Annotated in this window: 3 protein-coding genes and 1 pseudogene; all 4 read right to left on the bottom strand. The window is 36.0% G+C overall.

Going from position 1 to position 3,081, the window contains the following annotated elements; translation table 11 throughout:
• Positions 1 to 464 (bottom strand): hypothetical protein (locus tag M901_RS07640; RefSeq protein WP_034721248.1); only part of this gene is annotated, 464 nt, incomplete at its 3' end.
• Between the two features lie 98 nt (positions 465 to 562).
• Positions 563 to 1,003 (bottom strand): DUF4440 domain-containing protein, encoded by a 441-nt coding sequence (locus M901_RS07635; RefSeq protein ID WP_021277615.1) that lies wholly within the window; start codon positions 1,001 to 1,003, stop codon positions 563 to 565.
• A 77-nt stretch (positions 1,004 to 1,080) separates the two neighbouring features.
• Positions 1,081 to 1,689 carry an ATP-binding cassette domain-containing protein gene (locus M901_RS17990; RefSeq protein WP_232422516.1) on the bottom strand — a complete coding sequence of 203 codons (609 nt, stop codon included), beginning with the start codon at positions 1,687 to 1,689 and terminating at the stop codon, positions 1,081 to 1,083.
• A gap of 540 nt (positions 1,690 to 2,229) precedes the next feature.
• Positions 2,230 to 2,730 (bottom strand): annotated as a pseudogene (locus M901_RS07625) (ATP-binding cassette domain-containing protein); the annotation flags it as partial.
• Positions 2,731 to 3,081 lie beyond the last annotated feature (351 nt).

Genomic DNA, 3,081 nt, shown 5'->3' with positions numbered 1-3,081 from the left:
CTTATAAAGAGAGTGAGGTTTAGCTCGATTTCATCAAAGAATGACAGGGCCTCACCATTAAAGTTAAATTGAGAATTCATACGTGTTGATTTTCTAAACTTCTTAGAAAATTTGATATACATCTCAACTTGATTACGAAGCAGATGGTGAACTTCTTTATCAGTGTAATCAATATTTGAATTTAAAAGAAGCTCTGTATAGTCATTGAGATAATGACCTTTTGCCAACCAATCAAAAGTTGAAAGGATTTTTTCTCTCTGTCCTAACCTCTCAGCAAGAGCAAAGTTAAGCTTGGCACTCTCACACTTATGGCCTCTTTCTTCAGCACCTTCTAACTTCTTAATAAGTTCTTCATTAGATTCGCTAAATACCTTTTCACTAAGGCGGCAAGTTGGGATGATTAAATTACCATGTGCTTGAACACTGGCCACAAAAACGACTGTCATAATAATTAGATTTTTCATATGACAGTCGTAACACAAAGTGTTTACAGAACAAGTTCGTCTGTAATTATTTCAAATAAGTTTTCTTGATCAAGTATATGATTACAGGATCTTACAATCTACGGTAAGGCATTGTAAGCATCGTAATATACCTGCCAATTTCCACGAACCTTCTTCCAAATCACCATATACTTATTTGTTTGGACAAAAGATGCGCCAGTGCTAGGGTCAGTAAAGTGAATTTTATTCTGACCAATTTCGATATATTTTCTCTTACTAATCTTCTCAAATGAGAGAGACTCAAGCTCAAGAGCAGTGGCACCTGCAGCTAATGCTCCGGTATAAAAAGCTTTCACAGCATCCCTTCCCGTTAGAACTGGTGCTTGGGGTGCAAGAAATGTTGTATCCACAGTATAATGAGAAACAACCTCATCAAGATCACCCTGTGCAACAGCATCAACGATTTTCTGATTAACCCCTAAGATATCTTGAAGTGCACCGGCCATTACAGTTGAACCAATAAACCCCGTTACTAAAAGTACTGTTAAAATCTTTTTCATAATTCCTCCTTAAATTATTTATCTCTAGCCTATCTAAGAAAGAAATTTCTAAGAAGTAGGAAAAGTAGCGTTTTACGTTAAGTTTTCTTGATTCTATTTTTTGTATGCAAAGTGTCTCTATAGCTCTCATAACAGTCATAATACTCTCCAGAAGCGATATCAAAAACCTTATCTGCTAACGTTGAAACTAAGTGTCTATCGTGACAAGTAAAGATCAGAGTTCCTCTATAAGCGTCCAACGCCTCCTCTATGGCCTGACGAGATTTTATATCAAAATGGTTCGTTGGCTCATCGAGAATGAGAAGATCATGGGCAGCTAAGAGTGCCTGTGATAATTGAATCTTTCGCTGCTGACCTAAACTTAGCTCACACAAAGAGCTTTGCACATCAAGTCCTCTAATTCCGAGATAGGCCATTAAATTATACATCGCAACCCTTTGTTCTTTAGTCTGGGACTCTAAGGCTTTTGCTACGGAATCTTGTTCTATTTGCGAGAGTTCCTGCTCCAGCAACAAGATTCTAAGGTTATCAGGCATCCACAGTTTTCCATGAGTAGCATAAAGATCCCTATTGAGAATTTGTAACAAGGTTGTCTTCCCCGCGCCGTTAGGACCGACAATAGCGATTTTTTCACCACGCCTAATTGTAAAATTGATATGAGAGAAGATTGGTCGATCATAGACCATTGCTAAATCACGAGTCTCAATATAGACCGAGTTCTTTGCAAAATCTTTTTCAAAGAATTTAAGATTTAGTTTCCTTTCTACTTGTGGCCTCTTTAAGTCTTCAACTATATTTTGCAATCTTCTTTCAATGACTTTAGCTGTATTCATCTTCTTCATTGGATTTGCCTTAGCAGAGGCTGATCCCTCATCTCTTTTACAAATACCACCGTTTTTCTTTATCGAGCGAGTCTCCTTAAAATTCTCCATTTTGTCGGCCACACTACGGGCCTTAACGGCCGAGGCTTGTAACTGATGAATCTTTCTTTTCTGCTCCTGATACCTTACTACACTTGCCTGATACCTCTTCTTTAATTGCTCTTCAAAGAAAGAGTAATTACCACTGAATGAATCGAGTAAACCATGATTGAGATACCAAACTTCATTTGCACAATTTTCGATAAACTGTCTATCATGGCCAATCATCAGAACAGTTTTCTTAGTTTGACTAATGAAATCTTCAAGCCATTCGATTGCATCGATATCGAGGTGATTAGTAGGTTCATCAAGGATGTAGAGATTCACATTCTCGAGAAAGAGCCTTGCTAATTGAAGACGTGTCCTTTCACCACCACTTAGTGTCGCCACATGATTATTTTGATTAAGATGACTTAGATTGAAGCGTTCAATGACTTATTCAACTTTTACTTCAAAAGAATAGCCTCCCTTTTCATCATATTCATAGATTAACTCATAGTCAGAACTCATCTGTTCACGAAGCTTGGCGAGTTCTTCTCTAACTTGCCAGAGATAGTCAGCGATACTCAGCTCATTAAATTGTGAAATATCTTGCTCGACAAGACCAATTTTTAACTCTCGTGCCTTGGATATAACCCCTGTATAATCGCTTAGTTTACCTGAGAGTATATTGACGAGAGTAGATTTACCCGCGCCATTTTCTCCAATCAAAGCAATCTTTTGTCCTTGATTAATAGTGAAATCAATATTTTTTAATATCTCTTTTGAAGAGTCTCTATATGTATAAGATATTTTATGTGCTTCCATTTGGAACATATATTTCTCCATATTTTATGAATGAATAAAATGACATCAATTCGTAAGACATGATTGTTCACGATAATCTCCTAGTTAAATGTAATTGAAATAAAAAAAGCCGGATCAATGTCCGGTGATATCTTTAAGAATTTGCGAAGAGTTTTTTAGAAACTATTTGAAATAAAGATAACTATCGTAACATTGATCCTTGAATAGATTGAATTGAAATAATGTTCACAGATAGCTCCTGTAAGAGTGATAGTAGCTTTAATTTATCATATCTATCAATAAAGTCAAATAAACTGATTTATAAACAGAAAAATGAATTGTAATTATAGAGGCTTAGAATCATTATTTTTT

Source organism: Bacteriovorax sp. DB6_IX (genome assembly GCF_000447775.1).
Taxonomy (GTDB): domain Bacteria; phylum Bdellovibrionota; class Bacteriovoracia; order Bacteriovoracales; family Bacteriovoracaceae; genus Halobacteriovorax_A.
The sequence above is the reverse complement of the archived record's forward strand: the minus strand, read 5'-3'. Positions and strand labels throughout refer to the sequence as shown.

Excerpts from the sequence above, each read along its gene's own strand:
- M901_RS07635 (WP_021277615.1), bottom strand. The coding sequence starts at position 1,003 with ATGAAAAAGATTTTAACAGTACTTTTAGTAACGGGGTTTATTGGTTCA.
- M901_RS17990 (WP_232422516.1), bottom strand. The coding sequence starts at position 1,689 with ATGGTCTATGATCGACCAATCTTCTCTCATATCAATTTTACAATTAGG.